This is a genomic window from Oryzihumus sp. (genome assembly GCF_054325275.1).
In genome coordinates this window covers 1-25,726 of sequence record NZ_JBTCWL010000037.1, presented here as the reverse complement: position 1 = coordinate 25,726, position 25,726 = coordinate 1, and the positions used below count along the sequence as shown (strand labels likewise).

Annotated in this window: 27 protein-coding genes; 13 read left to right on the top strand and 14 right to left on the bottom strand. The window is 71.5% G+C overall.

All coding sequences use genetic code 11. From position 1 onward, the window contains the following. Nucleotides 1–38 precede the first annotated feature (38 nt). Nucleotides 39–263, bottom strand: coding sequence for a hypothetical protein (locus ACXVGS_RS11155; RefSeq protein WP_458529493.1), 225 nt, complete (start codon nucleotides 261–263; stop codon nucleotides 39–41). A 134-nt stretch (nucleotides 264–397) separates the two neighbouring features. Here ACXVGS_RS11155 and ACXVGS_RS11150 point away from each other — a divergent pair, with 134 nt between their 5' ends. Together ACXVGS_RS11150 and ACXVGS_RS11145 are read left to right on the top strand one after the other, a co-directional pair. Further along, nucleotides 398–1,684, top strand: a complete 1,287-nt coding sequence (locus ACXVGS_RS11150) for a M16 family metallopeptidase (protein ID WP_458529492.1) — start codon at nucleotides 398–400, stop codon at nucleotides 1,682–1,684. Next, a complete protein-coding gene (locus tag ACXVGS_RS11145; protein WP_458529491.1) occupies nucleotides 1,681–3,033 on the top strand; it encodes a M16 family metallopeptidase in 1,353 nt (450 codons plus the stop codon). Before ACXVGS_RS11150 ends, ACXVGS_RS11145 begins: the two co-directional genes overlap by 4 nt. Before the next feature lie 73 nt (nucleotides 3,034–3,106). Here the strand turns inward: ACXVGS_RS11145 and gabT are convergent, their stop codons facing one another. Both gabT and hisN read right to left on the bottom strand, forming a co-directional pair. Further along, on the bottom strand, nucleotides 3,107–4,450 hold the full coding sequence (gene gabT, locus ACXVGS_RS11140; RefSeq protein WP_458529490.1) for a 4-aminobutyrate--2-oxoglutarate transaminase: 1,344 nt from the start codon (nucleotides 4,448–4,450) through the stop codon (nucleotides 3,107–3,109). A gap of 140 nt (nucleotides 4,451–4,590) precedes the next feature. Further along, complete coding sequence (gene hisN / locus ACXVGS_RS11135) at nucleotides 4,591–5,370, bottom strand: histidinol-phosphatase (RefSeq protein ID WP_141789174.1); 780 nt, start codon at nucleotides 5,368–5,370, stop codon at nucleotides 4,591–4,593. Nucleotides 5,371–5,545: 175 nt separating this feature from the next. Between hisN and ACXVGS_RS11130 the strand changes: the two genes are divergently transcribed. Then, on the top strand, nucleotides 5,546–5,998 hold the full coding sequence (locus ACXVGS_RS11130) for a DUF2231 domain-containing protein (RefSeq protein WP_458529489.1): 453 nt from the start codon (nucleotides 5,546–5,548) through the stop codon (nucleotides 5,996–5,998). Nucleotides 5,999–6,010: 12 nt separating this feature from the next. On the opposite strand, the gene rsgA is transcribed toward ACXVGS_RS11130, so the two are convergent. The 3 genes from rsgA to ACXVGS_RS11115 are packed head-to-tail and all read right to left on the bottom strand — an operon-like array spanning nucleotide 6,011 to nucleotide 8,992. Beyond that, a complete protein-coding gene (gene rsgA, locus ACXVGS_RS11125) occupies nucleotides 6,011–7,069 on the bottom strand; it encodes a ribosome small subunit-dependent GTPase A (RefSeq protein WP_458529488.1) in 1,059 nt (352 codons plus the stop codon). Next, nucleotides 7,066–8,427: a 3-phosphoshikimate 1-carboxyvinyltransferase gene (gene aroA / locus ACXVGS_RS11120; protein WP_458536950.1), complete on the bottom strand. Its 1,362-nt coding sequence runs from the start codon at nucleotides 8,425–8,427 to the stop codon at nucleotides 7,066–7,068. Before aroA ends, rsgA begins: the two co-directional genes overlap by 4 nt. Before the next feature lie 22 nt (nucleotides 8,428–8,449). Continuing rightward, a complete protein-coding gene (locus ACXVGS_RS11115; protein ID WP_458529486.1) occupies nucleotides 8,450–8,992 on the bottom strand; it encodes a DoxX family protein in 543 nt (180 codons plus the stop codon). Nucleotides 8,993–9,076: 84 nt separating this feature from the next. Between ACXVGS_RS11115 and ACXVGS_RS11110 the strand changes: the two genes are divergently transcribed. The 4 genes from ACXVGS_RS11110 (at nucleotide 9,077) to rsrA (ending at nucleotide 11,654) form a co-directional block, all read left to right on the top strand. Beyond that, on the top strand, nucleotides 9,077–9,931 hold the full coding sequence (locus ACXVGS_RS11110) for an SOS response-associated peptidase (protein WP_458529485.1): 855 nt from the start codon (nucleotides 9,077–9,079) through the stop codon (nucleotides 9,929–9,931). Then, a complete protein-coding gene (locus ACXVGS_RS11105; protein ID WP_458532027.1) occupies nucleotides 9,928–10,569 on the top strand; it encodes an alpha/beta hydrolase family protein in 642 nt (213 codons plus the stop codon). Before ACXVGS_RS11110 ends, ACXVGS_RS11105 begins: the two co-directional genes overlap by 4 nt. 180 nt (nucleotides 10,570–10,749) lie before the next feature. Next, nucleotides 10,750–11,391, top strand: a complete 642-nt coding sequence (locus ACXVGS_RS11100; RefSeq protein ID WP_458529483.1) for a sigma-70 family RNA polymerase sigma factor — start codon at nucleotides 10,750–10,752, stop codon at nucleotides 11,389–11,391. After that, nucleotides 11,388–11,654 carry a mycothiol system anti-sigma-R factor gene (rsrA, locus tag ACXVGS_RS11095; RefSeq protein ID WP_141789168.1) on the top strand — a complete coding sequence of 89 codons (267 nt, stop codon included), beginning with the start codon at nucleotides 11,388–11,390 and terminating at the stop codon, nucleotides 11,652–11,654. The genes ACXVGS_RS11100 and rsrA overlap by 4 nt, the downstream gene beginning before the upstream one ends. 82 nt (nucleotides 11,655–11,736) lie before the next feature. On the opposite strand, the gene ACXVGS_RS11090 is transcribed toward rsrA, so the two are convergent. Continuing rightward, complete coding sequence (locus ACXVGS_RS11090) at nucleotides 11,737–11,811, bottom strand: 50S ribosomal protein bL37 (protein WP_369791897.1); 75 nt, start codon at nucleotides 11,809–11,811, stop codon at nucleotides 11,737–11,739. A 358-nt stretch (nucleotides 11,812–12,169) separates the two neighbouring features. On the opposite strand from ACXVGS_RS11090, the gene ACXVGS_RS11085 reads away from it, so the two are divergent. From ACXVGS_RS11085 to ACXVGS_RS11075, 3 genes are read left to right on the top strand one after another with little or no spacing between them, the layout of a single operon-like run. Then, entirely contained in the window at nucleotides 12,170–12,313 is a 144-nt protein-coding gene (locus tag ACXVGS_RS11085; RefSeq protein WP_458532028.1) for a hypothetical protein, read from the top strand. Between the two features lie 27 nt (nucleotides 12,314–12,340). Next, nucleotides 12,341–13,777, top strand: a complete 1,437-nt coding sequence (locus tag ACXVGS_RS11080; protein ID WP_458533866.1) for an HD-GYP domain-containing protein — start codon at nucleotides 12,341–12,343, stop codon at nucleotides 13,775–13,777. Further along, entirely contained in the window at nucleotides 13,774–15,069 is a 1,296-nt protein-coding gene (locus ACXVGS_RS11075; protein WP_458532030.1) for an HD-GYP domain-containing protein, read from the top strand. Before ACXVGS_RS11080 ends, ACXVGS_RS11075 begins: the two co-directional genes overlap by 4 nt. Nucleotides 15,070–15,168: 99 nt before the next feature. Here the strand turns inward: ACXVGS_RS11075 and mctP are convergent, their stop codons facing one another. Both mctP and ACXVGS_RS11065 read right to left on the bottom strand, forming a co-directional pair. Beyond that, nucleotides 15,169–16,830 carry a monocarboxylate uptake permease MctP gene (mctP, locus tag ACXVGS_RS11070; RefSeq protein WP_458533867.1) on the bottom strand — a complete coding sequence of 554 codons (1,662 nt, stop codon included), beginning with the start codon at nucleotides 16,828–16,830 and terminating at the stop codon, nucleotides 15,169–15,171. Beyond that, nucleotides 16,827–17,114 carry a DUF3311 domain-containing protein gene (locus ACXVGS_RS11065; protein WP_458529478.1) on the bottom strand — a complete coding sequence of 96 codons (288 nt, stop codon included), beginning with the start codon at nucleotides 17,112–17,114 and terminating at the stop codon, nucleotides 16,827–16,829. The genes mctP and ACXVGS_RS11065 overlap by 4 nt, the downstream gene beginning before the upstream one ends. 277 nt (nucleotides 17,115–17,391) lie before the next feature. On the opposite strand from ACXVGS_RS11065, the gene ACXVGS_RS11060 reads away from it, so the two are divergent. Then, a complete protein-coding gene (locus ACXVGS_RS11060) occupies nucleotides 17,392–19,620 on the top strand; it encodes an N-acetylmuramoyl-L-alanine amidase (RefSeq protein ID WP_458538173.1) in 2,229 nt (742 codons plus the stop codon). A gap of 122 nt (nucleotides 19,621–19,742) precedes the next feature. Here the strand turns inward: ACXVGS_RS11060 and sodN are convergent, their stop codons facing one another. Genes sodN through ACXVGS_RS11035 form a run of 5 tightly spaced genes read right to left on the bottom strand, consistent with a single transcriptional unit; the run spans nucleotide 19,743 to nucleotide 23,288 of the window. Beyond that, nucleotides 19,743–20,147: a superoxide dismutase, Ni gene (sodN, locus tag ACXVGS_RS11055; protein WP_141789164.1), complete on the bottom strand. Its 405-nt coding sequence runs from the start codon at nucleotides 20,145–20,147 to the stop codon at nucleotides 19,743–19,745. Nucleotides 20,148–20,201: 54 nt separating this feature from the next. Continuing rightward, nucleotides 20,202–20,534, bottom strand: a complete 333-nt coding sequence (locus tag ACXVGS_RS11050; RefSeq protein WP_458533869.1) for a hypothetical protein — start codon at nucleotides 20,532–20,534, stop codon at nucleotides 20,202–20,204. 41 nt (nucleotides 20,535–20,575) lie between these two features. Beyond that, nucleotides 20,576–21,433 (bottom strand): amino acid ABC transporter ATP-binding protein, encoded by an 858-nt coding sequence (locus ACXVGS_RS11045; RefSeq protein ID WP_458529475.1) that lies wholly within the window; start codon nucleotides 21,431–21,433, stop codon nucleotides 20,576–20,578. Then, nucleotides 21,433–22,383 carry an amino acid ABC transporter permease gene (locus tag ACXVGS_RS11040; RefSeq protein WP_458529474.1) on the bottom strand — a complete coding sequence of 317 codons (951 nt, stop codon included), beginning with the start codon at nucleotides 22,381–22,383 and terminating at the stop codon, nucleotides 21,433–21,435. The genes ACXVGS_RS11045 and ACXVGS_RS11040 overlap by 1 nt, the downstream gene beginning before the upstream one ends. Beyond that, nucleotides 22,383–23,288: an ABC transporter substrate-binding protein gene (locus ACXVGS_RS11035; protein ID WP_458529473.1), complete on the bottom strand. Its 906-nt coding sequence runs from the start codon at nucleotides 23,286–23,288 to the stop codon at nucleotides 22,383–22,385. The genes ACXVGS_RS11040 and ACXVGS_RS11035 overlap by 1 nt, the downstream gene beginning before the upstream one ends. Before the next feature lie 411 nt (nucleotides 23,289–23,699). Here ACXVGS_RS11035 and ACXVGS_RS11030 point away from each other — a divergent pair, with 411 nt between their 5' ends. Together ACXVGS_RS11030 and ACXVGS_RS11025 are read left to right on the top strand one after the other, a co-directional pair. Further along, complete coding sequence (locus ACXVGS_RS11030; RefSeq protein WP_458529472.1) at nucleotides 23,700–24,863, top strand: NAD(P)-dependent malic enzyme; 1,164 nt, start codon at nucleotides 23,700–23,702, stop codon at nucleotides 24,861–24,863. Between the two features lie 22 nt (nucleotides 24,864–24,885). Continuing rightward, nucleotides 24,886–25,726: zinc-binding dehydrogenase (locus ACXVGS_RS11025; RefSeq protein ID WP_458536948.1), on the top strand; the 841-nt coding region annotated here is incomplete at its 3' end.

Here is a 25,726-nt window from a genome sequence, read left to right as displayed (position 1 = left end):
CGTGTGGCCGGGCCGGCCACCCGGCACACCGGGGTGGGTCAGTCGGTGTGGTTGGCCAGGGCGACCAGCACGCCGGCGGTGGCGAAGTACTTGTTGGAGCCGAGGTCGCGCACCGTCTTGATGCCGAACGCCTCCTCGAGCTTCTTGGCGTCGGCCTCGGTCACCCCGGCCAGCGCGGACACGGGGGCGGCGAGGATGTCCGCGAGGGACTTGTCCTCCCACGCCTTGTCGAGCGCCTTCGACAGTCCTACGGAAACAGCCATGTCGGTCCTCCGGTCCCACGGTGCCTGCGGTGTCGGGACCACGCTCGTTGACCGCGCCGGGTGGGACCACCTGCGGCTGAACTACGTCGTCGGAGGCCGCTCGGGGCCGGGTGGCGATCACCTAGGGTGGGCCCATGCCGCTGGACTACCCGATCGCCGAACGGACGCTGGCCAACGGCCTGCGCGTCATCGTCAGCGAGGACCACACCGTCCCCAACGTCACGGTCAACCTCTGGGTCAACGTGGGCTCCCGCCACGAGGTCGAGGGCCGCACCGGGTTCGCCCACCTCTTCGAGCACCTGATGTTCCAGGGCTCGCGCAACGTCGCCAGCGGTGAGCACTTCAGCCGGCTGATGGCCGAGGGTGGGCGGCTCAACGCCACGACGTGGTTCGACCGGACCAACTACTTCGAGACCGTGCCCAAGGGGGCCTACGAGCTGGCGCTGTGGATGGAGGCCGACCGGCACGGGCACCTGCTCGACGCGGTCAACCAGGCCAACCTCGACAACCAGCGCGACGTGGTCAAGGAGGAGAAGCGCCAGCGCTACGACAACGTGCCCTACGGCAACGCGCTGATCGACATCTACGCGGCGGTGTTCCCCAAGGGCCACCCCTACCACCACGCCACGATCGGGTCGATGGACGACCTCGACGCTGCCAGCCTGGAGGACGTGCACGCCTTCTTCCGGCGCTACTACGGCCCCAACAACACCGTGCTCACGCTGGTCGGAGACCTCACCGCCGAGGAGGGGTTCGCCGCCGCCGAGCGCTACTTCGGTGACCTGCCGGCGAGCGCCGAGCCGCCGCGCGGCCCGGTCGACGCGCTGGAGCCGCTGACCGAGCCGGTCCGCGACGAGCACGTCGAGGCCGTGCCCAGCGACCGCCTGCACGTCGCCTTCCGGCTGCCCGTGGACGACACCCCCGAGTTCTTCGCCGCCTCGCTGGCCATGGACGTGCTCGGCGGGTTGGCCACGTCCCGGCTGCACCAGCGCCTGGTGCGCCGCGAGCAGGTCGCCCACGCCGTCTGGGCCCACGCGATGGGCTTCGTCGACGGCGTCTCCCTGGGGTTCATCGGTCTCGACGTCGTCGAGGGCCACGAGCCCGACGACGTCGAGCAGGCCGTCTGCGAGGAGCTGGCCCGGCTCGGTGAGCAGGGCCCGACGCCGGTCGAGATGGAGTCCGCCCTGGCCCAGGCCGAACGGGCGTGGCTCTCGGCGCTCGCCAGCCAGGAGGAGCGGGCCGACCACATCAGCCACCGGGCGATGCTCCAGGGCTCCCCGGGCTACATCAACACCTTCCTCGACCGCCTCGGCGAGGTGACCCCCGAGCAGGTGCAGCAGGTCGCGGCGACGTGGCTGCGCCCCGAGTCCCGCGTCGTCGTCGCCTACCTCAAGCAGGACCGCGAAGGAGCCGCCGCATGACCTCCGTGACCGACCGACCGGCCGTCACGCCGCCCCAGCCCTGGGCTTTCCCCGAGGCCTCGCGCAGCGCCCTGGACAACGGCCTGAACCTGGTCACCTACGACGTGCCGGGGCAGTACGTCATCTCGCTGCGTCTGGCGGTCCCCCTGCCGCTGTCGCTGGAGCCGCGCGGCAAGGAGGGCCTGGCGACGATCCTGTCGCGCACGCTCGACGAGGGCACCGAGCAGCACTCGGCCGAGGAGTTCGCCGAGCTGCTCGAGCGCAAGGGCATCGCCCTCGGCGCCGGCACCGGCGAGGCGGGGCTGACCGTCGAGCTGGAGGTGTCCAAGCGGCACCTGTCCGATGCGCTGGACCTGCTCAGCCAGGCCGTCCGCGAGCCGGTGTTCCCCGAGGCTGAGGTCACCCGGCACGTGCGCACCCGGCTGGCCGAGATCGACCAGGAGCACGCCAACCCCACCCAGCGGGCGGCGCTGGAGCTGGTCCGCACCTATTTCGCGCCGGGAGAGCGGGCCGCGCTGCCCAGCGCAGGCACCCGCGAGACCGTCTCGGGCATCACGCGCGAGGACCTCGTCGCCTTCCACGCCGCGCACGTGGCGCCCGGCGGTAGCACCCTCGTGGTCACCGGCGACCTCAGCGGCCTCGACGTGGCCGCGGAGGTGGCGGCCACCCTGGGCAGCTGGTCCGGGCAGGCCGCGGTCACCGAGCCGGTGGCCTCGGCCCGCGCTGCGGACGCCGGCCGCATCGTGTTCGTCGACAGGCCGGGGGCGGTGCAGTCCGAGATCACCATCGCCTGCGCCGGCCCGGACCGCCGCGAGGAAGGCGGGTGGGCGCCGTTCCCGGTGCTCAGCTTCGTCATCGGTGGCTCGCCCAACGCCCGCATCGACGCGGTGCTGCGGGAGGAGAAGGGCTTCACCTACGGCATCCGCAGCGGCTTCCGCCCGCGGCGCAAGGGCGGGCTGTTCCTCACCGGCGGGTCGGTGCGCGCCGACTCCACGGTGGAGGCGCTGGACCTGCTGCTGGGCATCCTCGACGGCGGCCGGGACGGCTTCACCGAGGAGGAGGCCCGGGCCGGCGTCGACTTCATCGGCAAGACCGCACCGGGTCGCTACGCCACCGCCGACGCCGTGGCCGACGAGGCCGCCACCATGGCCCTCGAGGGGCTGACCACCGACTTCACCACGGCCAACCTGCTCGACCTGGCCACGGTGGACGCGGCGCGGATCAGCGAGGCCTACCGCCGCCACGTGCAGCCGGGGCAGTGGACCGTCGTCGTGGTCGGCGACGCCGGACGCTACGCCGAGGGTGTGCGCGCGCTGGGCCGTGGCGAGGTGAGCGTCGTCCCCAACTGAGACGACCACACGGCATGCACGGCAACGGCCCGGCCACCCCGCAAGGGTGACCGGGCCGCGTGCGTCACGGGATTCAGGCGGTGGCGGCGAGCAGCACGTCCTCGAGCACCTGCAGGCCCTCGAGCAGCAGCTCCTCGCTGATCACCAGCGGCGGGAGCAGCCGGATGATGTTGCCGAACGTGCCGCAGGTCAGGATGACCACGCCCTGCTCGTGGCACGCCTTGGCGACCCGGGCGGTCAGCTCCGCGTCCGGCTCGGTGGTGCCCGGCTTGACGAGCTCCACGGCCAGCATCGCCCCGCGGCCGCGGACGTCGCCGATGGCCGGCACCTTGTCCGCGATGGTGCGCAGCCGCTCGGTGGCCACGGCCTCGATCCGCTTGGCCGCGCCGATCAGGTCCTCGGCACGCATCGTCTCGATGGCGCCGAGCGCGCCGGCACAGGCCACCGGGTTGCCGCCGTAGGTGCCGCCGAGCCCGCCGCCGTGGACGCTGTCCATCAGCTCTGCACGGCCGGTCACGGCGGCCAGCGGCAGGCCGCCGGCGATGCCCTTGGCGGTGGTGACCAGGTCGGGCACGACCCCCTCGTGGTCGCTGGCGAACCAGGCGCCGGTGCGCGCGAAACCGGTCTGCACCTCATCACAGATGAAGACGATCCCGTTGTCGTTGCACCACTTCTGCAGCGCCGGCAGGAAGCCCGGGGCCGGGACGATGAAGCCACCCTCGCCCTGAACCGGCTCGATGACGAGCGCGGCGATCTGGTCGGCGCCGACCTGCTTCTCGGCGGCGAGGATGGCCCGGGCGGCGGCCTGCTCGCCGGTCATGCCCTCGGGGTCGCGGAACGGGTAGGACGTCGGCACGCGGTAGATGTCGGAGGCGAACGGACCGAAGCCCTTCTTGTAGGGCATCGCCTTGGCGGTCAGCGCCATCGTCAGGTTCGTGCGCCCGTGGTAGGCGTGGTCGACCGCGACGACGGCATTGCGCCCGGTGGCGTAGCGGGCCACCTTCACGGCGTTCTCCACGGCCTCGGCGCCGGAGTTGAACAGCGCCGACTTCTTGGCGTGGTCGCCCGGGGTCAGCTCGGCCAGGGCCTCGCAGACGGCGACGTACTCCTCGTAGGGGCTGATCATGAAGCAGGTGTGGGTGAAGTCGGCGACCTGCTGCGTGACGCGCTCGACCACGCGCGGCGCGGCGTTGCCGACGCTGGTCACGGCGATGCCGGACCCGAGGTCGATGAGCAGGTTGCCGTCGACGTCCTCAATGACCCCGCCGCCGGCGCGCCGGACGTAGACCGGCAGGGTCGAGCTGACGCCGGCGGAGACGACCGCGGACCGGCGCGCCGCCAGCTCCTGGGACTTGGGCCCCGGCAGCGCGGTGCGCAGCTCGCGACGCTGGGGCAGGGTGCTGGTGGTGTCGGACACGGGGGCTCCTGAGGTGCGGGGGATGCTGCTGCCCCCATACTCGCCCATCAGCCCCCGAGCGCGGTATGCCGGGCCACGGCGGCCGTGGCGCGGCATGCCCGCCGCAGTCCCCACCTCGCGGGCCCGGCGTGGTGGGGGAGTCAGGCGAGGCGGCGCAGCACCTCGTCGTGCAGGAGCCCGTTGGTGGCGACGGCGTTGCCGCCCCAGGGGCCGTCCTGCCCGTCGAGGGAGGTGAACCGGCCGCCGGCCTCGGTGACGATGGGCACCAGGGCGGCCATGTCGTGCACGGCGAGCTCGGGCTCGGCGGCGATGTCGACCGCGCCCTCGGCCACGAGCATGTAGGACCAGAAGTCGCCGTATGCGCGGGTGCGCCAGCACTGGTCGGTCAGGTCGAGGAACTGCTCGCGCCGGCCGATCTCGCGCCAGCCGGTGAGGCTGGAGTAGGACAGGGACGCGTGGGCGAGGTCGCCGACCCGGGAGACGTGGACCCGCCGGGCCGAGGACAGGCTGCGCCCGGTCCAGGCGCCGGAGCCGGTTGCGGCCCACCAGCGGCGGTTCAGCGCCGGGGCGGAGACGAGGCCCAGCACCGGCTGGCCCTCGTCGACCAGGGAGATGAGGGTGGCCCAGACGGGCACCCCCCGGACGAAGTTCTTGGTGCCGTCGATCGGGTCGATGACCCAGCGGCGGGGCCCGTGCCCGGTCGTCTCGAACTCCTCGCCCTCCACGGCGTCGCGGGGGCGGGTGCGCTTGAGCTGGTGGCGCACCATCTCCTCGGCGGCCCGGTCTGCGTCGGTCACGGGCGTGAGGTCCGGCTTGGACTCGACGACGAGGTCCTCCGCCCGGAAGCGCTCCATGGTCACCCGCTCGACGGCATCGGCAAGCACGTGCGCGAGGCGCAGGTCGTCGTCATAGGTCGGCACGCGGTCACGCTAGCGTCCGGGGACGCCGGCGGCGCGTCAGGCGCCCCGGGAGCCGGCGGTGACCCGGGCCCGCGCGCCGTTCGTGGTGACCGGCAACCGGGGTCTGCTGCCCGGCGTCCTCGCGTAACCTCGTCACCAGGACGCAGGCAGGGCCCAGGCCGAAGGGGTGAGCGTCATGTTCGACACGGTCCTCGGACTACCCGTCCACTCGCTCGTGGTGCACGCGGTCGTGGTGCTGCTGCCGTTGATGGCTCTGGTGACGATGGTCGTGGCGTTCGTCCCGCGCTGGCGGGCGCGCGTGGCGTGGCTGGTGGCCGCCGCCGACTTCGCCATGGTGCTCGTGACGCTGGTGGCCCGGCAGAGCGGTGAGGCGCTGCAGCGCCGGCTCGGCGGGCAGATCGCGGCCGAGCACGCCGCCATCGGCAAGGACCTCATCTGGTTCGCGCTGGGACTGTTCGCCGCCTCGGTCGTCGTGGCGCTCACCCGCGACGCCCGCGGGGGGTCCTCGCGTCTGGCCGCGGTGCTGACGTTCGTGGCGGCGGCGCTGGTGACGTGGTGGACGATCCGCGTCGGGCACACCGGTGCCGACGCCGTGTGGAAGGGCATCATCGCCAGCACCAACCGCTGACGCCGAGGGTGGTTACGCCCGTGCGGTGGTGTCCTGCTCGCCGGACTCGGAGCCGCTGCGGGCGCGCAGCAGCCGGCGCAGCGACTCCAGGCGGGAGGGCCCTGCCGGGCCGGCCTTGCCCTGGGCCACCCACTCGTCGAGGGCGCACTCCTCCTCGTCGTGGGTGCAGCCGCGCGGGCACTGGTCGGTGCCCGGCTCGAGGTCGGGGAAGTGGTGGATGATCCGCGTGAGGTCGACGTGCGCCAGCCCGAACGAGCGCACGCCGGGGGTGTCGACCACCCAGCCCTCGCCGGAGGGCAGGGCGAGGGCCACCGCTGAGGTCGAGGTGTGCCGGCCCCGGCCGGTCACCACGTTGACGACGCCCGTCGCGCGGTCGGTGCCCGGCACGAGGGCGTTGACCAGGGTCGACTTGCCCACGCCGGAGTGCCCGACGAACACGCTCACCCGCCCGGTGAGCTTCTCCCGCAACGGTTCCAGGCCCCCCAGCTGGCCCGTCTCGGGGTCCTGCGACGTCACGACGTAGGGCACCGCCAGCGGGGCGTAGTTGGCGAGGAAGTCCGCCGGGTCGGCCAGGTCGGCCTTGGTCAGCACCAGCAGCGGGTCCAGGCCGGCGGCATACGCCGCGACGAGGCACCGGTCGATCAGGCGTGGGCGCGGCTCGGGGTTGACCAGCGCGGAGACGACGACCAGCTGGTCGGCGTTGGCGACGATGACCCGCTCCACCGGGTCGCTGTCGTCCGCGGTGCGCCGCAGCACCGACGTGCGCTCCTCCACGCGCACGATCCGCGCGAGGGCGTCGGGGGAGCCGGAGGTGTCGCCGACCAGGCCCACGCGGTCACCGACGACGATGCCCTTGCGCCCGAGCTCGCGCGCCTTCATCGCGGTCACCGTGTGCTCCTCGACCAGCACGGTGTAACGGCCCCGGTCGACGCCCAGCACGAACCCGGGCACGGCGTCGGCATGGGCCGGACGGTCCTTCGAGCGCGGACGCGAGCCCCGGCGGTTGGGCCGGATCCGGACGTGGCTCTCGTCGTAGTCCCCGGCCGAGATGCGCCGGGAGCGTGGGCTCACGCGCCACCCGTCATGGAGGGCTGGGCCGAGGCGTCGATCGCCGCGGGGGTCACCTCGAGGCCGATCATCCGAGACCAGCGGTCGGTGAAGCCGGGCAGCGTCTTGTCTGTGGTGGCGACGTTCTCGATGACGACGCCGGGCACCCGCAGCCCGAGGACCGCGGCGGCCATGGCCATCCGGTGGTCGTCGTAGGTGCGGAACAGCCCGCCGCGCATCGGCTGCGGCACGATGCGCAGGCCGTCCTCGGTCTCGGTGACCGAGCCGCCGAGCGCATTGATCTCCGTGGCCAGGGCAGCCAGGCGGTCGGTCTCGTGGCCGCGCAGGTGGGCGATGCCGCGCAGCCACGACGGGGAGTCGGCCAGGGCAGCCACCGCCGCGACGACCGGCGCGAGCTCGCCGGCGTCGTGCAGGTCGACGTCGAGCCCGTTGACCGTGCCCGGGCCGGTGACGGTGAGCCCGCTGCGGTCCAGCGTCACGTCGGCGCCCATGGCGTCGAAGATGTCGCGCAGCGCGTCGCCGGCCTGGGTGGTGTGCTGCGGCCAGCCCGGGACGTGCACGGTGCCCCCGGTGACCACGGCGGCCGCGAGGAACGGCCCGGCGTTGGACAGGTCCGGCTCGACCTGGACCTCGAGGGAGTTGATCTCCGATGGCTCGACCCGCCACGTGTCGGGGTCGTTGTCGTCCACCACCACGCCGGCGTCGCGCAGCACCTCGACGGTCATCCGGATGTGCGGCTCGCTCGGCACCGGCTTGCCGTCGTGGTGGACGGTCACGCCCTGCTCGTAGCGCGCGCCGGCCAGCAGCAGCGCCGAGACGAACTGCGAGCTCTCGGAGGCGTCCAGCGTCACCGAGCCACCCGGCATACGGCCGGTGCCGTTGACGGTGAAGGGGAGCCGGCCACGGCCGTCGTCCTCGATCGTGGCCCCGAGGGTGCGCAGGGCGTCGATGACCGGGGCCATCGGCCGCTCCCGGGCGCGGGAGTCGCCGTCGAGGGCCACCGGTCCGGCGGCGAGGGCGGCCACCGGCGGCAGGAACCGCATGACGGTCCCGGCCAGGCCGCAGTCCACGGTCGTCCCACCGGTCAGGGTGGCCGGGGTGACGATCCAGTCCGCCGACTCGGCGTCGTCGCCGGGGAAGTCCTCGACCGTCGCGCCGAGCGAGCGCAGCGCCGCGGCCATCAGCAGGGTGTCGCGCGAGCGCAGCGGGCGGCGCAGCCGCGAGGTGCCGTTGGCCAGTGCGGCGAGGACGAGGAAGCGGTTGGTGAGCGACTTGCTGCCCGGGAGGGCGACGGTCGCGTTGACCGGTCCGGTGACGTGCAGGGAGGGCCAGTCAGCGGGCCGATGGGCGGGGTCGTTCACGGTCTTCCTTCGAGGGGTGGGGTCAGGTCAGGGCGCCGTGGGCCCGGCTCGCGGCGAGCCTGGCCTCCCGACGCGCGGAACGAGCCGCATGGCGGGCCTCACGCCGGCCGAGCGCGGTCGCCCGCGCGGCGTCCTTCGCGGCGCGCCGGGCACGCCAGGACAGGCCGGGCTTGCCGGCGGTGTCGACCACGGCGAGCAGGAGCCCGCCGAGCAGGCCGACGTTCTTGACGAAGTGGGTGCGCTGCTGGGCCCGGGCCGCCGGGTCCTCGACGGCCCAGAATGCGTGGCCCGCATACGTGGTCGGCACCAGGCTCCCTGCGAGGACCAGGGCCGCCAGCCGTGGGACCCGGCCCAGTGCGAGCAGGCTCCCGGCGGCCACCTGGGCGGCGCCGTTGGCCCGCACCATCAGCTCAGGGTCGTTGGGCAGGCCCAGCGGCTGCGCGATGGCGTTGACCACCGGCGCGGCCTTCTCGGCCTTGGCCGCGGGGTGGCGCAGGGCGTCGAGGCCACCCTGGATGAACATGGCCGCGAGCATGGGGCGTGCGATCCGGCGAACCACGGTCATCGTCTCTCCTCGTGCTGGTGGCTGAGTCCGTCCGGGTCCACCGTAGTTGCTCGCGGACGCCGCTGCGCTCCTAGGCTGGGCATCATGTGCGGCAGATACGCGGCGAGCGCGCGACCGGAGGACCTCGTCGAGGAGTTCGAGGTCGAGGAGGACCGCACCGCCGAGCCCGCGCGCAGCGTGCTGGCCCGCCCCCAGGAGCCGCCGCCGCGTACGCCGGACTACAACATGGCGCCGACCAAGCAGGCACCCGTCGTGCTCACCCGGGTGCCGCGCCAGGGCACGGACGAGACGTATGTCGAGCCGCCGGCTCCCGTCCGTCAGCTGCGGCTGCTCACGTGGGGGCTGGTGCCCAGCTGGGCCAAGGACGTCAAGGTCGGGCAGCGGATGGCCAACGCCCGCGCGGAGAGCGTGCTGGAGAAGCCCTCCTACGCCCGCGCGGCGAAGGCGCGGCGCTGCCTGGTCCCGGCAGAGGGCTACTACGAGTGGCAGGTCAGCCCGACCGCGACCGACGCCAAGGGCAAGCCTCGCAAGCAGCCGTTCTTCATCCACCGCGCCGACGGGCAGCCGCTGGCGATCGCCGGGCTCTACGAGTTCTGGCGGGACAAGGCGGTCGCCGACCCCGACGACCCGGATGCCTGGCTCACCACGTTCACCGTGATCACCACCGACGCCGACCCGGGCCTGGACCGCATCCACGACCGGCAGCCCCTCATCCTCGAGCGCGAGGACTGGGGCCGCTGGCTGGACCCCACGCTGACCGACGAGGACACGGTCCGCGAGCTGCTGGCCTTCCACCAGCCCGGCCGCCTCGACGCCTACCCGATCAGCACCGCGGTCAACGCCACGCGCAACAACGGCCCGGACCTGCTGCGTCCGGTCGGCCGGGAGCAGCTCGTCGGCGTCGTCGACCCGGTCACCGGAGAGGTCATCGGCGGATGACGGGGGCCCGCGCGAGCGTCCGGGAGGTCGAGACCCCGGTCGGCCCGGCGCGCGTCCACCTCACCCGAGCACCGCACGCCCGGGGCTCGCTGGTCCTGGGCCACGGCGCCGGCGGCGGGGTCGAGGCGCCGGACCTGCTCGCCCTCACCACGCTCGCCGACGAAGGCTGGGCCGTGGCCCTCGTCGAGCAGCCCTGGCGGGTCGCCGGCCGCCGCGTCGCCGCGCCACCCGGGCAGCTGGACCAGGCGTGGCTGGCGGTGCTGGCAGCGCTCACCCGGGGCCGGGGTGCGCTGCCGCACCCGCTGGTGGTCGGCGGCCGCAGCGCCGGCGCCCGCGTCGCGTGCCGCACAGCCGCATCGGTCGGAGCGGGCGCCGTGCTCGCCCTGGCCTTCCCGCTGCACCCGCCGGGCCGGCCGGAGAAGTCCAGGGCCCACGAGGCGCTTGAGGTGACCGGCGCGGGGACGCCGCTGCTCGTCATACAGGGGGCGACCGACCCGTTCGGCGGGCCCGAGGAGGTGCGGGCCGCGCTGGGGGAGGCTCCCGAGGTGGTCCGGGTCGCCGGCGCACACGGGTTCGCCAAGGGCGCGCCCGGGGTGCTCGACGCCGCCCGGACGTGGCTGGCCGCCCGGCTGGGCTGACCTCGGGGAATGCCCGCCGAGGGCGCCGGTGTTGACCACTGCGACCTCGACGAGAAGGAGACGCCCCTCGTGTTTCTGACCGAGCTGGCCCCCGTGACCGACGGGCCGCAGCTGGGCCTGGGATCAGGCAGCGAGCGCCCGGCCCGGCGCGCAGCGACCCCCGCACTAGGCTGGGGCGCAATGACTGATGACCAGCACACCTCCGCGGCGCGCGCGACGACCCCTCCGGTCGACGTGAGCACCGAGACACCGGAGCAGCGCGCGGCCCGGTTCGAGGCCGAGGCGATGCCGTTCCTGGACCAGCTCTACAGCGCGGCGCTGCGCACCACCCGCAACCCGGCCGACGCCGAGGACCTCGTCCAGGAGACCTTCGCGAAGGCTTACGCGGCCTTCCACCAGTACAAGCCCGGCACCAACCTCAAGGCCTGGCTGTACCGCATCCTCACCAACACCTACATCAACACCTACCGCAAGAAGCAGCGCGAGCCGCTGCAGTCCGACGCCGCCGAGGTCGAGGACTACCAGCTCGCGCGCGCGGAGTCCCACACCTCCAGCGGCCTGCGTTCGGCCGAGACCGAGGCCCTCGACCACCTGCCGGACAGCGACGTCAAGCGCGCCCTGCAGGAGATCCCCGAGGAGTTCCGGCTCGCCGTCTACCTTGCCGATGTCGAGGGCTTCGCCTACAAGGAGATCGCAGAGATCATGGACACCCCGATCGGGACGGTCATGTCGCGCCTGCACCGCGGCCGCCGCCAGCTGCGTGAGCTGCTCACCGACTACGCCCTCGAGCGTGGCTTCGTGCGTGAGGAGGCGACGTCATGAGCTGTGGCAACCACCACGACACGGACTGCTCCGAGGTCCTGCTCAAGGTCTATGACTACCTCGACGGCGAGATGGGCCCCGATGACTGCGCCAAGATCAAGCAGCACCTCGAGGAGTGCGGCCCCTGCCTGAAGGAGTACGACCTGGACCACATGCTCAAGGCGCTGGTCCGTCGCTCCTGTGCGTGTGAGCAGGCGCCCACCGAGCTGCGCACCCAGATCATGGCGCGGATCACGACCGTGCGGGTCGAGCTGTCCGACTGACCCTTCAGTCGGTCCGGGCGCAGACGCACGAAGGCCCCCTCACCAGTCGGTGAGGGGGCCTTCGACGTGTGTGCTACGCGGCTCAGGCGTTGGGCTTGCGGCCGTGGTTGGCGGCGTTGCCCTTGCGGGAGCGGCGCTTGCGGGCGCGCTTGCTCATGTCAGCTCCAAATTCGGGTATGGCTAACGCGCCCGTCGGGGCGCGTACGGCGCTATTCTCGCACAGCCGGCACATGGGGGTGGACCGGCTTCCGGGCCGGGGGGCTCGACGATCACCAGCCGTCGTGGCAAAATTGCGCAAATCGACCTCAATGGGGGCAAATGCGCGTAAGACCAGGGGTTCTTTCGCCATGCCAGCACCGTGGGCGTATGGGGATGGTCAGGCTTGGAAGTCCCAGCTCGATCCGGTGACACGATCTCCTCAGAGCGAAGGACACGGGGCCCCACCTCCTCCGCTTCGGCCCAGGCCGAAACCACGAACATTCCCTGCGTGCAGTGCCTCCTGAAAGGGTTTCACCATGAAGACCATCGCCAAGGTTCTCGAGTCCATGCTGACCAAGGACGCCACCCAGAGCTGGGACGGCCGTGCAGCCTCCACTCCCGCCCCCGAGGGCATCTGGTGGTGGGTCCCCGCCTCGCAGGACGTCGACTTCGACATCTGAGCACACCATTGGCACTAAGTTGGTGCCATGACTTCCAGGCAGGGGCGCCCCGCGAAGAGCGGCGGCGCCCCTGCTGGCTTGCGGTTCTATATCGCGCTCGTCTGCCTGGTGGCCGTGGGGCTGGTTGTGCTGTGCTGGCACGCCTTCCCGGTGCCCGACATGGGCGTCGCCCTGGTCGTCCTCTGCGCCATGGGTGTCCTCAGCTCCTGGGGTGCGGAGAGGGAGGTCAAGCAACGTGTCGGCTTCACCTTCACCAGCATCATCCTGCTGACCTCGGTGGCCATCGTCGGTCCCGCCGGCGCAGGCATCGTGGGACTGGTGACCCCCGCGCTCGAGCTGCGGCGTCAGGGCCTGCAGGGGCGGCTGTTCAACACGGGCATGGCCTCGATCATCGGCTCGGTGGGTGGCCTGGCCTACTACCTGGCCGGGGGCACCGTTCACATCAGCGCCGCGGCAGGAATCGGGCCCCTGCTGGCGAAAGTGCTCTTCCCGCTCATGGTCGCCGATGTGGCGCAATGCCTCGTCAACGCCGTGGTGCTGGCCGGCGTGGTGTGGCTGGCCCAGGGCGTACCCCTGCGCCGCTTCGTGCCCGGCATGCTCTCCTCCTCCGGCCCGGCCTACATCGGCTACGGCGTCATCGGCTACCTCTTCGTCATCCTCTGGATCCCGGCGCAGGTCGGGCCGTTCTCGGCCGTCCTCGTCCTCGCGCCGTTGTTCGTGGCCCGATGGGCGTTCCGCCAGTACAGCGAGGAGCAGCGCGCCCACGAGCGCACCCTGAGTGCCCTGGTGACGGCGGTGGAGACGAAGGACCCGTTCACCCGCGGTCACAGCGAGCGGATCGCTTCCCTCTGTGAACGCATCGCCGGGGCGATGGCCCTGGGGCAGCGCCGCACCGAGGCGCTGCGCTATGCGGGCATGCTGCACGACATCGGCAAGCTGGGCATCCCCTCCCGGCTGTTGCACCAGGCCGGCCCGCTGACCGACGACGAGCTGGCCATCGTGGCGATGCACGCCGTCCGCGGCGTGGAGATGGTCCGCGACATCGACTTCCTCCGGGAGTCCGTTGAGGGCATCCGCCACCACCACGAACGGTTCGACGGCCGGGGCTACCCGGCGGGGCTGAGTGGCACGGACATCCCCGAGTTCGCCCGCATCATCGCGGTGGCAGACGCGTTCGACTCGCTGACCACCACCCGGCCGGACCGTCAGGCGTTGCTCGTCGAGGACGCTCTGGCCGAGCTGCGCGCCCGCTCTGGCACCCACCTCGACCCGGCCGTCGTGGCTGCCCTGGAAAGGGCCCTGGCGCGCCAGCCGTGGCAGCCGGCCGAGGTCGACCCCGGCACGCTGTCCAGCCACGTCGGCACTTACGACCACGACGACCCGGCCGAGAGCGACGTGCTGGCAGCGCGCCCAGACCGTGCCGCCGCCCGGCTGACCACGAAACGCCAGGAGGTGGCGCGTTGACGGCCCGCCCATCCGCCAGCGCCGTGGAGCGCGTGCACGCACTGGCCGGTGCGCTGTTGGTGCTGGTGGCGACCGGCTTCACGGCGTACCACCCGGGAGAGGGTGGTAGCCCGAGCCCGACCCTGGTGGGGGCGTTCGTCGTGGCGATCGCGGCCGGCGAGCTGCTACGCATCGGCCTTCCCGGCAGCCGCGAGTCGGCGCCCATAGCCTCGGCCGCGGCGTTCGCGTTCGCGATCACCACCGAGGCGCCGCGCGGGGAGCCCGCCGACGTCAGTGCCGCCCTCGTCGTCGCAGCGACCGCGCTCGCCATGGGCCTCGGAGTCGCGCCGCACCTGGTGAGGCGGCGCGGGGTGCGCGTCTCCGACCTCACCACCCGCCTGTTCAGCGTCGCGGTGGCCGCGGTGCTCTTCCGGGAGGTGCCGTTGTGGGAGGGACGGACGCTGGTCCAGGTGGCCCTCGACACCACGGTGCCGCGGTGGCTGGTGGCTGTCGCGATGCTCCTGGTGACCCTCGTCGCGCTGCTCGTCGAGGCGGTCCTCGCTGCGGCTGCGCGTGCCGCCCGGGACCACGCGCGGTTCCCGCGGGTCCTCAGCGACGAGCTGCGTGCCGCGTCGGGCCTGGCCACCGCACTGTCGACGACCGGCGCCCTCATCGCCCTGGCCGAGCGACCCCTGGGCGTCATCGCGATCCCGCTGTTCCTCTTCCCCTTGGTGCTGACCCAGTTCGCGGTGCGCCGCTACGCCTCGGTGCGGGCGACCTACCGCCAGACCATCCGGTCGCTGTCCCGGCTGACGGAGCTGGCCGGCTACACCGAGCCCGGGCACGCGCTGCGGGTGGCCACCGTGTCGCTGGCAATGGGTCGCGACCTGGGCATGTCCGAGCGTGACGCCGTGGACCTGGAGTACGCCGCGTTGCTGCACGACATCGGTCAGGTCGCCCTGCGCGAGCCGATCCCGGGGGGAGCGACGGTCATGGCGGCGCCGGCCGACCAGCGCCGGATCGCCAACGACGGTGCCGAGATCGTCCGGCAGACCGGCGTGCTCGACAACGTCGCGAGGATCATGGAGGCGCAGACCACGCCGTTCCGGCAGGTGCGCGAGTTCGGCGAGGACCTTCCCCTGGCAAGCCGGATCATCAAGGTCGTCAACGCCTTTGACGACCTCGTCGGCGACAGCCCGGCGCCCTCCCGCCGGGAGGCTGCAGTCGAGCGGATCCACCTCGGTCTCGGGTATGAGTACGACCCTCGCGTCGTGGACTCCCTGACCCGTGTCCTCGGCCGCGGTGTCCACTGACCCAGCCGCGGCCCGCCAGACGCAGCAAACGGCCCGAATCTGCCTGTGGTACAGGCTGATTCGGGCCGTCTGGTGCGTGCTGGGCTCTCGCCCCCGCCGTCAGTGCACGAGCTCGGGCAGGTCGCTGACCTTGGGGTCGCCGGCGTCGGCGAAGTAGTCGCCCTTGATCGTGGCGTCGTCTCCCTCCGGCGCCTTGACCGCCCGCAGCAGCAACGTGATCACCGCGGCGACCATGATGTTGAGCACGAAGGCGGTGAAGGCGATGTAGCCCATCTGGCCGATGCCCTCGATCGTGGCCACCGACGTGCCGAAGTGCTGGCCCGTGACGGGGTTGACCTGCTCGTAGGCCGTGATGGTGCCGTAGACCATCGCGACCGCCCAGCCGGCCAGGAGGGCCCACCGGTGGAACCAGCGGGTGTAGAGGCCGAAGACGACGGCGGGGAACGTCTGCAGGATCCAGATGCCACCGAGCAGCTGGAAGTTGATGGCGTTCTGCTTGTCCATCGTCAGGACGAAGATCAGCGCGACGAACTTCACCAGCAGCGAGACCAGCTTGCTGACCTTGGCCTCCTGCTCGTGGCTGGCGTCGGGACGCAACCACTCGCGATACACGTTGCGGGTGAACAGGTTCGCCGCCGCGATCGACATGATCGCCGCGGGGACGAGCGCGCCGACGGCGATGGCCGCGAACGCGACGCCGGCGAACCAGGACGGGAACGAGTCCTCGAACAGCTGGGGGATGACCAGCTGGGCGTTGGGCTTGCCGTCCAGGCCGATCGGCTTGGTGCCGGCCGCGATGGCGACCCAGCCGAGCAGCGCCAGCAGGGCCAGCACGAAGCTGTAGGCCGGCAGGATCGAGGCGTTGCGCCGGATCGTGTTGCGGGACTTGGACGACAGCACGCCGGTGATGGAGTGGGGGTACATGAACAGCGCCAGTGCCGACCCCAGCGAGAGCGTGGCGTAGGCCCAGAACTGCTTGTCCGTCGGGATGAACGACCCCGTCGGCTTGCCGGTCACCGGGTTGGGTTTGGCCATCTTGGTCTGCGCCGCGTCGAAGATGTGGCCCCAGCCGCCGAACTTCGACGGCAGGTAGATCACGGCGACGATGATGACCAGGTAGATCAGGGTGTCCTTGACGAAGGCGATGATCGCCGGGGCGCGCAGGCCGCTGGAGTAGGTGTAGGCCGCCAGCACCGCGAACGCGATGAGCAGCGGCAGGTCCTTGGCCAGCGTGTTGCCGGAGCCACCGAGCCCGATGACCTCCAGCACCGCCTGGATGCCGACCAGCTGCAGCGCGATGTACGGCATCGTCGCGAGGATGCCCGTCAGGGCGACCGCCAGCGACAGCCCGCGCGAGCCGTAGCGGCCTCGGACGAAGTCGGCCGCCGTCACGAAGCCGTGCCGGTGGCTGACCGACCACAGCCGGGACAGGAAGACGAAGATGATCGGGTAGAGCACGATCGTGTAGGGCACCGCGAAGAAGCCGGTGACGGCGCCCGTGGCGAACATCGCCGCGGGGACCGCGACGAACGTGTATGCCGTGTAGAGGTCGCCCCCCAGCAGGAACCACGTGACCCACGTGCCGAAGCCGCGGCCACCGAGGCCCCACTCGTCGAGGCTGGACATGTTCTTCGGGCGGCGCCAGCGCGTGGCCATGAAGCCCATGACCGTGACGGCGACGAACACGATGATGAGCACGGTCAGGGCGACGCCGTTGACGCCGGTGCTGCTCCCCGAGGCAGTGGCCAGGCTGTGGGTCATCGCAGTGCCCCTTCGCGCTCAGGTGTGGTTCCGCCGTCCATCGGCCGGTGCGGCCGGGCCACCAGCACGATGCGGTAGGCGGCGTAGGTGCAGCCCGAGGTCAGGAAGACCCAGAGCAGCTGGTACCAGAAGAAGAACGGGAAGCCGCCCAGCTGCGGCCCGTCCTTGGCATAGCTCGACACCCACACCAGGGCCAGGATCGGTGCGGCCACGAGGATCCCGGCGAGGACCATGAGACCGGTCCGGGCCGGGGGTGCAGTGCGATGGATCTCGTCTTGATCCATGAGGACCTCCACGGCGGTGATCGACTGCGGCGGGCAGCCGCGGGGGCACCGTACTCTTCCGGCTCCCGCGGTGGTGGGATTTGCGCGTCCGAAATGTGACTGTCCGGTTTGTCCGGAAGGCCCTATGCTGCAGCGGCAGCGTTCTCCCGCTGCCCTGGCAGCGTGAGAGTGAGGTTTGGTGGGGCGGGAACTCCCTTCTGTGACAAGGCTTTCCAAGCGCAAGACGATTCTGGGTGCCGGACTGGCTGCCGCGGTCGTGACGGGCTGCCTGACGGTCGTGGCGTCCCCGGGGCACGGCGCAACGGCCACCTCGTGGGCGCCGGTCCGCGGCCCGGTGCACGCAGACGTCGAGCAGGTGGCGCTGAGCGCCACCCCCGGCACCTCGCGGGTGGACGTGCCGCAACTCGCGACCAAGCCGTTCGGCCTCGTCGGCGTGACGTGGGACCAGGCACGCGCCCGCTTCGACGGCACCGTCGAGGTCCGGGTGCGGTCCGCCTCCTCCGGTCAGTGGTCCGGCTGGCACGCGATCAACCCCCAGGGTGAGGACGCGCCTGACCGGGCCGAGGGGGCCAGGGCCCGCGGAGGTACAGCTCCGCTGTGGGTGGGCCCGTCCAACGGCGTGCAGCTGCGGGTCGCCGGCAAGCCCAGCGCGCACCTGCCGGCCGGCATGAAGCTGACACTGGTCGACCCGGGCCACCCCGGCGGCGGCGCCCGGGTGGCCAACATGGCCTTCGTCCGGGACGTCAGCCCGACCGCCACGAGCACGAGCCCGGCCGCCGCCGACACGTCCACCGCGAGCACGTCCACGGACACCTCGACCAACACATCGAGCTCCTCGACGACCACCGACACGTCTACGGCGACCACCTCGACGGACACGTCCACGGCCACGACGAGCACCACCACGGCACCGTCGACGACCACCGCGCTGTCCACGACGACCACCACGACGACGCCGCCAGCCACGTCGACCGCCCCCATGCCGCCGATCGCCACGCGCGCCGACTGGGGCGCGGACGAGAGCAAGCGGCGAGCCGACCCGTCATACGGGACCGCGGTGAAGGTGGTCTTCGTGCACCACACCGATACCGCCAACGACTACACCTGTGGCCCGGGCACCAACGGTGCCGACGGCCCCAGCGGTTCCAAGGCGGTCATCCGCAGCCTCTACGCGTACCACTTGAGCCAGGGCTGGGACGACATCGGCTACAACTTCCTGGTCGACAGGTGCGGTCAGCTGTGGGAAGGCCGCTACGGCGGCATGGACCGGCCGGTCATCGGCGCCCAGACCTACGGATTCAACACCAACAGCTCCGGTGTGGCCGTGCTGGGCACCTACACCTCGACCAGCGCGAGCAACGCCGCGCTGGCGAGCATCGCCCGGCTGGCGGCCTGGAAGCTCGGCTTCGCCAAGTTCAGCCCTGACGCAACGAACCAGACCCTGGTTGAGGGCGTCAGCGACAGCAGCGGCTTCATCAAGGGGCGGACCTACGCGTTCAACGCCGTGTCCGGGCACCGCAACGGCTTCGCGACGCAGTGCCCCGGTGACGACCTCTATGCCCAGCTGCCCACGATCCGCACCTGGGCCGCCGGTCCGCCCTCGGGCGTGCGCATCACCGGCATCTCCGGCGCGTCGGCCGTGAGCGGCACCTACTACACCCACGGCGCGGTCACGGTCTCGTGGACCTCCACGAGCCCGCTGGCGCTGGTCACCCGCTCCGAGCTGCTCGTCGACGGCGTGGTCGCCGCGACGTCGGCCATGGGGTCGACCTCGCTCCAGGCCACCCTCACGCCCGGCAGGCACACGGTCGCGGTCCGCGCCACGCAGTACACCGGCAAGGCGGCCACCTCGGCGGCCAGCACGGTGGTGGGCGACACCACCGCGCCCACCTTCCCGACCAAGCCGTATGCCGGGCTGCGCGGCGGCACCGTGAACACCACCTCGGCGCCGGTCACGGTGGCCTGGTCGGCCGCCGACAACGTCCTGCTCCGGCAGATCCAGGCCACGGCGCCGTCGGCCGTGACCTTCGCCGCGAGGACGACGTCCTGGGCCACCGCGGCACGTCCGGGGTACTCGACCACGGTCGCCCTGAAGGCCACTGACGCGGCGGGCAACACCCGCACCGCCTCGACGGTGGTCACGCCGGCGATCGTCCAGGAGAGCTCCGCCATGCGCTACGGCACCTGGGTGCGCAGGAGCAGCAGCAGCTACCTCGGCGGCTCCTCGCTGTCCACCAGCGCCCGCAACGCCTCGCTCACGTGGACCTTCACCGGCCGCTCTGTCGCCTGGGTCGTGTCCCGGGCCTTCGGCTCGGGACAGGCCGCGGTCTACCTCGACGGGGTCAAGGTGGCCACCGTGGACCTCCGCTCGAGCACCGCTCTCTACCGCAACGCGATCTGGGCCCGCACCTGGTCCACCAGCGCGAAGCACACCCTCAAGGTGGTCAACCTGGCCACGTCCGGCCGGCCGGTGATCACCACGGACGGCATCGTCTACCTGAAGTGAGCCCGGTATGCCGGGTAGTCGCCCGGGGCGCGCGGCGCACCGGGGCCGGCCACCCGGCATACATGCGAAGGGGCCGCCGCACCCCAGGGGTGCGGCGGCCCTTTCGTCTGGTGGCCGAAGGCTCAGGCGGCCTTCTTGGTCTCCCAGAAGATCGTGTCGATCTCGGCGATCTTGGCGAGCAGCTCGTCGGCCTTGGCGGCGTCGAACTCACCCTTGGTGCCGGTCGCGCCGGCCAGCTTGGTGGCCTCGTTGAAGAGGGTGTGCAGCTGGGGGTACTTCTCGAAGTGCGGGGCCTTGAAGTAGTCGGTCCACAGCACCCAGAGGTGGTGCTTCACGAGCTCGGAACGCTGCTCCTTGATGATGGTCGCGCGGACGCGGAAGTCAGCGTCGTCGTTGTCGGCCACCTTGGCGATGATCGCCTTGATGGACTCGGCCTCGATACGGGCCTGGGCGGGGTCGTAGACACCGCAGGGCAGGTCGCAGTGGGCGCTGACCTCGACCGGGGCGGCAAACAAGCGGGAGAACATCACTGGGATCCCTTTCTGCGGACGATCGGGCGTACCCGGTCAACCTACCCCGCGTCATTCCTGTCGGCGACGGCGGCTCAGCAGCAGTGTCCCGAGGGCCATCGTCGCCAGCGCCCGGCGGCCGGGCACCCTCCCGAGGACCAGCGCCTGCACGTCGCCGGGAGGGATCGCGCCGACCTGCCAGGAGTCCACGCCCTCGCGGGGGTTGTCCCGTTCGACCCACCAGCCGTCACCGCCTGAGGGGTCACGGCCGGTCACCCGCTTGACCGCTAGCGGGCGCGGGCCGTCCGGGCCGGGCGGCAGCCGGACGACGGCCATCCGGCCCACCCGGGGGCCGGCGCCGTGCAGCACGAGGAGGCGATCGCCCTCGTGCAGGGTCGGCTCCATGGAGCGACCCCGCACGAGGGCGATGCCGAGGCGCAGCACCGTCAGTCGACGCTCGTCGGAGCCTTGGGGGCGGTCCCGGGGATGACGTCCGGCACGTGCTCCACTGCCGGCTTGTACTCGGCCTGCATCCGGCCGAGGAAGGTCCTGGTGCGGCTGTGCTGCGGGTTGTCGATGACCGATCGAGGGTCGCCCTGCTCGACCACGACGCCCCCGTCCATGAAGACCACGTGGTCTGCCACCTCGCGGGCGAACACCATCTCGTGCGTGACCACGATCATGGTCATGCCGTCGCGGGCCAGCTGGCGCATGACGGCCAGGACCTCACCGACGAGCTCGGGGTCGAGCGCCGAGGTGGGCTCGTCGAAGAGCATGAGCTTGGGGTTCATGGCCAGTGCACGAGCGATGGCGACCCGCTGCTGCTGGCCGCCGGAGAGCTGGGAGGGGTAGGCGGACGGCTTGTCCGACAGCCCCACGCGGTCCAGCAGCGTCAGGGCCAGCTCGCGCGCCTTGGCCTTGTTCTCTCCCTTGACCTGGATCGGGGCTTCCATGATGTTCTGCACCGCGGTCATGTGCGGGAAGAGGTTGAACCGCTGGAAGACCATGCCGATGTTGCGGCGTTGGGCGGCGATCGCACGGTCGGTGAGGTCGTGCAGCGTGCCGCCCCGGTCCTCGTAGCCCATGAGGTCGCCGTCGACCCAGATGCGTCCGCCGTCGAGCGACTCGAGCTGGTTGATGCAGCGCAGGAACGTCGTCTTGCCCGATCCGGAGGGTCCGAGCAGGCAGACGACCTGACCCCTGTGCACGTCCAGGTCGATGCCCTTGAGGACCTCGGTGCCGTGGAAGGCCTTGCTGACGTTGACGGCGTGGACCAGCGGAGTCGACGTTGTCCCGGTGGTCATCAGGCGCCTCCCGCCCCACCCGGCCGGGCAAACCGCCTGGTCTTCGGTGCCTTCTGGCCGAAGCCACGGCCGAAGTAGCGCTCAAGGTAGGACTGGCCCACCATCAGCACGCTGCACACGATGAGGTACCACGCGGTGGCGGCGACGTAGGCCGGCATGATCTTCAGCGTGCGCGAGCCGATGGCGCTGGCCTGGTAGAAGAGCTCAGCAATCACCGGGATGGCCACCAGGAGCGAGGTGTCCTTCACCATCGCGATGGTCTCGTTGCCGGTCGGGGGCACGATCACCCGCATGGCCTGCGGGAGCACGATGCGACGCATGGTCTTGCCGCTGCTCATGCCCAGCGCCTGGGCAGCCTCCCTCTGGCCGACGTCGACCGAGAGGATTCCTGCACGCGCGATCTCCGCCATGTAGGCGGCCTCGGACAGCCCCAGGCCGATGATGCCGCCCACCAGACCACCCACGATGTCGTTGGTCGTCAGGTGGAAGAAGGTCAGGTCGCTCTGCAGGCCGAACACGCTGGCGATCTGCTTGCCGAAGGGCACCCCGACGTCGAGGGTGTTGTAGAGGTAGCCCAGGCCGGTGCCGATGATCACCAGGAGCACGTACCGGGGGATCGCGCGGAAGAACCACGTGTAGACGAACGACACGCCGCGCAGGACCGGGTTCGTGGACAGCCGCATGATCGCGATGATGACGCCGAGGATGACGCCGATGATCATGGCCCCGACGGTGCCGAGGATGGTGCCCTTGTAGAGGCCATCCAGCACCGGGCTCTGGTTCATCACCTGCAGTGCGAAGGGGAAGTCCCACTTCTTGTTGGTGAGGAACGAGCTGAGGAGCATCGCCGCCATCACGGCGATGACGGCGAGTGCCACCCAGCGCCAGGGGTGCCGCACGGGCCGGGCGTGGATCACGCCCGGCCGACCGGTGTCGGTTGCTGTGCTCATCACGGGTTCAGCGCGAAGTTGTTGATGGCGCCGGTCTGGATGCCCCACTTGGCCAGTGCCTGCTTGTAGGCGCCGGAGCTCTCGAGCTGCTTGAGCGCGTCCACCAGGGCGTTGCCGAACTCGGTCTCGCTCTTGGGGATGACGTAGCCGTAGGGCGCCGAGTCGTAGATCGAGCCGACGGGCTCGAGCTGGCCACCGGTCTGCTTGACGGCGTAGAGCCCGACGGGCGAGTCGGCGAGCATCGCATCAGCCTTGCCGCTGGTGACGTCGGCGGTCACCTTGTCCTGCCCGACCTCGACGATGATGTTGATCGGCTTCTTGCCGGCACTCGTGCACTTCTTGCTGCGCGCCGTCACGTCGTCTAGCTGGGTGGTGGCCTTCTGGACGGCCACGTTCAGACCGCAGGCGTCGTCGGGGTTGACCTTCTTGGGGTTGCCCTTGGCGGCGATCCACTGTGTGCCGGCGGTGTAGTAGCTGACCATGTTGACCTGCTTCTTGCGCTCATCGGTGATCGAGAAGCTGGAGATGCCCATGTCGAACTTGCCGCTGTCGACGCCGAGGATGATCGAGTCGAAGTTGGCCGGGACAAACCTGGCCTTGACGCCGAACTCCTGCGCCACGGTGTTGAACAGGTCGACGTCCATGCCCTGGACGGTCTTGCCGTCGGTGGCCAGGAACTCGTTGGGGGCGTAGGTGGCGTCAGTGCCGATGACGATCTCGCCCGAGGACTTGATCTTGGCCGGGAGCTTGGCTGCCAGGTCGGCGTTCTTGGTCGCGGTCGGTGCCGGCCCGCTGGAGGTTGACCCGCCCGACGAAAGGGAATTCGAACCGCACGCGCTGAGGGCGAGGCTCGCCACCGCAACGCCGATGGCGGCGCGGAGGACAGGGGAGGAAGGACGGGTCATCGAGGTGCTCCTTCGTGGAAGCTCTTCAAACTGATGTACGCCGGACGGAATCATCCTGCCACCCGCAATTTGCGCAGGGCGAGACTTCAGTCACGTCCGTGACGAGGGTGTGACCCCGCCGGGGTCGGTGGCATGCCTGACATGCCCGGAAGTCCGGTCGTGTCCGGGTTGGTCCGGACGCGCGGGGAGAGGCTATCGCATCCTCATGCAGTCAAATGCATACCCATTCGACATGGGCGCGACCGGCAGCAGCGACGCGCGTCACAGTCATGTGTCACCGGTGGGCCTCGACGGCCGCCCTGTGGCACCATCGGACGCAGCGGGCCACCCCCCGCGACGTGTCAGTAGCCACCACCCAGGCTTCGAGTTCTCTGATCTCCCTGCGTGCTCGCTCCATGTCGAAGAGGTGCCATGTCTGCTCACCCGTCGTTCCCGATCCACGCGTTCGACCCCTACGACCCGGTCTTTCGCGCCCACGAGGGCGGCAAGCTGGCGGTCACCGCCACCAAGCCGCTGCGCGACCGGCGTGACCTGTCCCTGCTCTACACCCCCGGTGTCGCCGACGTCTCCCGTGCCATCGCGGCCGACCCCTCGCTGGCGGCCCGTTACACCGCTCGCCGCAACACCGTCGCGGTGGTCACGGACGGGACCGCGGTGCTCGGTCTGGGTGACATCGGGCCGCTCGCAGCGATGCCCGTGATGGAGGGCAAGGCGGTGCTGTTCAAGCACTTCGCCGACGTCGATGCCGTTCCGGTGTGCATGGAGTCCGGCACGGTGGACGAGCTCGTCGACGCCATCGCCCGGATCGCCCCCACGTACGGCGGGATCAACCTCGAGGACATCTCGGCCCCGCGCTGCTTCGAGATCGAGCGCCGGCTGCAGGAGCGCCTCGACATCCCCGTCTTCCACGACGACCAGCACGGCACCGCGATCGTGGTGCTCGCCGGGCTCGTCAACGCCGCCAGGGTGGTGGGCCGTCCGCTGGCGTCGCTGCGGGTGGTCATCTCCGGCGCCGGTGCGGCCGGGGTCGCCGTGGGCCGGCTGCTGAGCCGGGCCGGCGTCGGCGACATCGTCGTCTGCGACTCCCGCGGCATCATCTCCCCGCGCCGCTCGGACCTGGCCGAGCACAAGCACCGCCTCGCCGCGACGACCAACCCGCGCGGGCTGACCGGCTCGCTGGCCGACGCGCTCGTGGGCGCCGACGTGTTCATCGGCGTCTCCGGCGGCTCGGTGCCCGAGGCCGACATCGCCCGCATGGCCCCGGGCTCGGTCATCTTCGCCCTGGCCAACCCCGACCCGGAGGTGCACCCCTCGGTCGCCTCCCGGTATGCCGCGGTGGTCGCCACCGGGCGCTCGGACTTCCCGAACCAGATCAACAACGTGCTGGCCTTCCCGGGGATCTTCCGCGGCGCCCTCGACGCCGGCGTCCCGCAGGTCACCGAGGCGATGAAGGTGGCGGCCGCTCACGCCATCGCGGACCTGGTCGAGGAGCCCACGGCGGAGGAGATCGTGCCCAGCGTCTTCGACGAGCGCTGCGCGCCGGCCGTTGCCGCGGCCGTGGCGGGCCTGGCCTGACCGGCTTGGCTAGGGTCGGGACATGCTTGCCGCCTATGCCGCCAGCCAGTCCGCCTCCGACCCGTTGTCGGGCCTGGTGATCGGGGAGCGCCCCGATCCCGAGCCGCGCCCGGGCTGGTCGGTCGTCACGCTCAAGGCAGCCGGCCTGAACCACCACGACGTCTGGTCGCTCAAGGGCGTCGGCCTGCCCGCCGACCGGCTGCCGATGGTGCTGGGGTGCGACGGCGCGGGGCTGGACGAGGACGGCAATGAGGTCATCGTCCATGCGGTGGTCGCCAGCGAGGGCTGGCACGGCGACGAGACCCTCGACCCGCGCCGGACCCTGCTGTCCGAGCTGCACGACGGCACGCTCGCCGAGAAGGTGCTCGTGCCCACCGCCAACCTCGTGCCCAAGCCGGCCGGGCTCGGCTGGCACACCGCTGCCTGCCTGAGCACCGCCTGGCTCACGGCATACCGGATGCTCTTCTCCAGCGCCGGCCTGACGCCCGGCGCGACCGTGCTGGTGCAGGGCGCCGGCGGGGGAGTGGCCACCGCGCTGGTCCAGCTCGGGGCGGCCACGGGCTACCGGGTGTGGGCCACCAGCCGGGATGAGGCGAAGCGGGCCAAGGCCCTGGAGATCGGGGCCGACGCGGTCTTCGAGCCCGGCGCGCGGCTGCCCGAGCGGGTCGACGCCGTGATGGAGACCGTGGGCGCGGCGACCTGGTCGCACTCCATCAACTCGCTGCGCCCCGGCGGCACGGTCGTCATCTCCGGCGCCACGTCCGGTGACGCGCCGGCCAGGGCGGAGCTGACCAAGATCTACTTCAAGCAGCTGCGGGTGATCGGGTCCACGATGGGCAACCGCCAGGAGCTGGAGCGTCTGG

Coding starts and splice junctions, on each gene's coding strand:
- ACXVGS_RS11065 (WP_458529478.1), bottom strand. CDS start 17,114: ATGGATCAAGACGAGATCCATCGCACTGCACCCCCGGCCCGGACCGGT.
- ACXVGS_RS11030 (WP_458529472.1), top strand. CDS start 23,700: ATGTCTGCTCACCCGTCGTTCCCGATCCACGCGTTCGACCCCTACGAC.
- ACXVGS_RS11115 (WP_458529486.1), bottom strand. CDS start 8,992: ATGACCGTGGTTCGCCGGATCGCACGCCCCATGCTCGCGGCCATGTTC.
- mctP (WP_458533867.1), bottom strand. CDS start 16,830: ATGACCCACAGCCTGGCCACTGCCTCGGGGAGCAGCACCGGCGTCAAC.
- ACXVGS_RS11150 (WP_458529492.1), top strand. CDS start 398: ATGCCGCTGGACTACCCGATCGCCGAACGGACGCTGGCCAACGGCCTG.
- ACXVGS_RS11145 (WP_458529491.1), top strand. CDS start 1,681: ATGACCTCCGTGACCGACCGACCGGCCGTCACGCCGCCCCAGCCCTGG.
- ACXVGS_RS11050 (WP_458533869.1), bottom strand. CDS start 20,534: ATGGAGCCGACCCTGCACGAGGGCGATCGCCTCCTCGTGCTGCACGGC.
- ACXVGS_RS11045 (WP_458529475.1), bottom strand. CDS start 21,433: ATGACCACCGGGACAACGTCGACTCCGCTGGTCCACGCCGTCAACGTC.
- sodN (WP_141789164.1), bottom strand. CDS start 20,147: ATGTTCTCCCGCTTGTTTGCCGCCCCGGTCGAGGTCAGCGCCCACTGC.
- ACXVGS_RS11110 (WP_458529485.1), top strand. CDS start 9,077: ATGTGCGGCAGATACGCGGCGAGCGCGCGACCGGAGGACCTCGTCGAG.
- ACXVGS_RS11085 (WP_458532028.1), top strand. CDS start 12,170: ATGAAGACCATCGCCAAGGTTCTCGAGTCCATGCTGACCAAGGACGCC.
- rsrA (WP_141789168.1), top strand. CDS start 11,388: ATGAGCTGTGGCAACCACCACGACACGGACTGCTCCGAGGTCCTGCTC.
- ACXVGS_RS11100 (WP_458529483.1), top strand. CDS start 10,750: ATGACTGATGACCAGCACACCTCCGCGGCGCGCGCGACGACCCCTCCG.
- ACXVGS_RS11130 (WP_458529489.1), top strand. CDS start 5,546: ATGTTCGACACGGTCCTCGGACTACCCGTCCACTCGCTCGTGGTGCAC.
- ACXVGS_RS11080 (WP_458533866.1), top strand. CDS start 12,341: ATGACTTCCAGGCAGGGGCGCCCCGCGAAGAGCGGCGGCGCCCCTGCT.
- ACXVGS_RS11155 (WP_458529493.1), bottom strand. CDS start 263: ATGGCTGTTTCCGTAGGACTGTCGAAGGCGCTCGACAAGGCGTGGGAG.
- ACXVGS_RS11035 (WP_458529473.1), bottom strand. CDS start 23,288: ATGACCCGTCCTTCCTCCCCTGTCCTCCGCGCCGCCATCGGCGTTGCG.
- ACXVGS_RS11105 (WP_458532027.1), top strand. CDS start 9,928: ATGACGGGGGCCCGCGCGAGCGTCCGGGAGGTCGAGACCCCGGTCGGC.
- ACXVGS_RS11040 (WP_458529474.1), bottom strand. CDS start 22,383: ATGAGCACAGCAACCGACACCGGTCGGCCGGGCGTGATCCACGCCCGG.